General features: G+C 69.9%; 1 protein-coding gene and 1 pseudogene. Both read left to right on the top strand.

Annotated features, from left to right (window positions below; all coding sequences use genetic code 11):
* Positions 1–265: 265 nt before the first annotated feature.
* The gene (locus JHN45_RS52240; RefSeq protein ID WP_307783465.1) at positions 266–796 is read left to right on the top strand and encodes a TnsA-like heteromeric transposase endonuclease subunit; all 531 of its coding nucleotides are present in this window, start codon (positions 266–268) and stop codon (positions 794–796) included.
* Positions 793–1,346: pseudogene (locus JHN45_RS52235) on the top strand (integrase); the annotation flags it as partial. The gene JHN45_RS52240 and the pseudogene JHN45_RS52235, both read left to right, overlap by 4 nt.

Here is a 1,346-nt window from a genome sequence, read left to right as displayed (position 1 = left end):
CCGCCACCCGCACGTCGAACGGCCCGCCGGCGAAAGAGGACAGATCCGCCCCGTCCGCCAACGCCCGGCACATCGCGAACGTCGGATCGGTCCGCCAATCGCCCACGTCACGCCACCCCACTGCCGAGTCGAACCGGAGCCGATCATGCCACCCCCAGGTCCGCCTGTTCGAAGTGGTGCGTGAGTTCCCCTCGTATCGCGGGCAGCGGAACTAGCCGGGCCTGTACTGGTCCGCGACGATTGGCATGCACGTCGGATACGAGTCGTGGCTGGACGCGATCAGGCGATGGCCCTCGACTTCGACCCGTCTGTGACCGCGTTGGCCTCACAGCCGCTGTGGCTGTTCCGGGAGAACGAGCCGGGCAAGTCCGTCTCGCACGCGCCGGACTACTTCGTGCGCCGCGCCGACGGCTCGGTGCTGCTGGTGGACTGCCGGCCTGAAAACAGGTGTCCCGCACGGGACTTGGCGAAGTTCGCCGTGACCGAGCGGGCCTGCGCCGAGATCGGCTGGAGCTATGCCCTGCTTGGCGAGCTGGACCCGGTGGAGGCCGTGAACCTGCGCTGGCTGGCCGGCTACGGGCACCCGCGCTGCTTCACCGTCGAAGTCGCCGCACGGCTGAGGGAGTTCCTTGCCGCTCCGGGACTGCTGATGGAGGGTGTCGAGGAGGTCGGCCATCCGATCGCCGTGTTGCCGGTGCTGTTCCGCCTGCTGTGGCGCCAGGAGCTGCTCGGTGACCTGTCGGGGCTGCTCAGCGACCGCACGGTGGTGCGTCTCGCGGTGGAGGAAGTGCGGTGAGGCCGCGTCCGCTGCTGAAGGTTGGGGACCGGGTGGTCTTCGGCGGTCTGGAGCACACCGTGGTGGCCGTCGCCGGGACGACCGTGCGGTTGTTGTCCGCTGCTGGTGAGCCGTCGACGGTGTTCGTGGCCTATCTGTTCGCGGCGCCGCATTTCGAGGTGGTCGGCTCCGCACCGGTGCCGCCGCTGACTTCTCAGGGCCTGCTGGAGGGGCTGCCCATGGAGGTCGCCGAGACGGCCTGCCGGTGGGAACGCCATCTGGTGGAGATCGAGACCGGGCTGCCGCCAGATGCTCCGCCCGGAGCTGTTCCGCGGCCGGAGTATGACCCGGCGGCGCGGTCCCTGGCCGAGCGGGAGAAGGCGAAGGCCGCCGATTTGTCGGCGGCCGGACAGCGCACAGGCTTGCGCACGATCCAGCGGATGCGCCACCGCTGCCGGGAACAGGAACTGTGGGGGCTGGTCGACGGCCGATACGCGCCGAGGCCGAAGCCGAAGTCGAAGCCGACCGGGAACGTGGACTCCCGCGTGGTGGAGGCCACCATCGCGGCGAT

The sequence above is a fragment of the Streptomyces sp. MBT53 genome (assembly GCF_016654115.1).
In the GTDB taxonomy this organism is placed as follows: domain Bacteria; phylum Actinomycetota; class Actinomycetes; order Streptomycetales; family Streptomycetaceae; genus Streptomyces.
The sequence above is the reverse complement of the archived record's forward strand: the minus strand, read 5'-3'. Positions and strand labels throughout refer to the sequence as shown.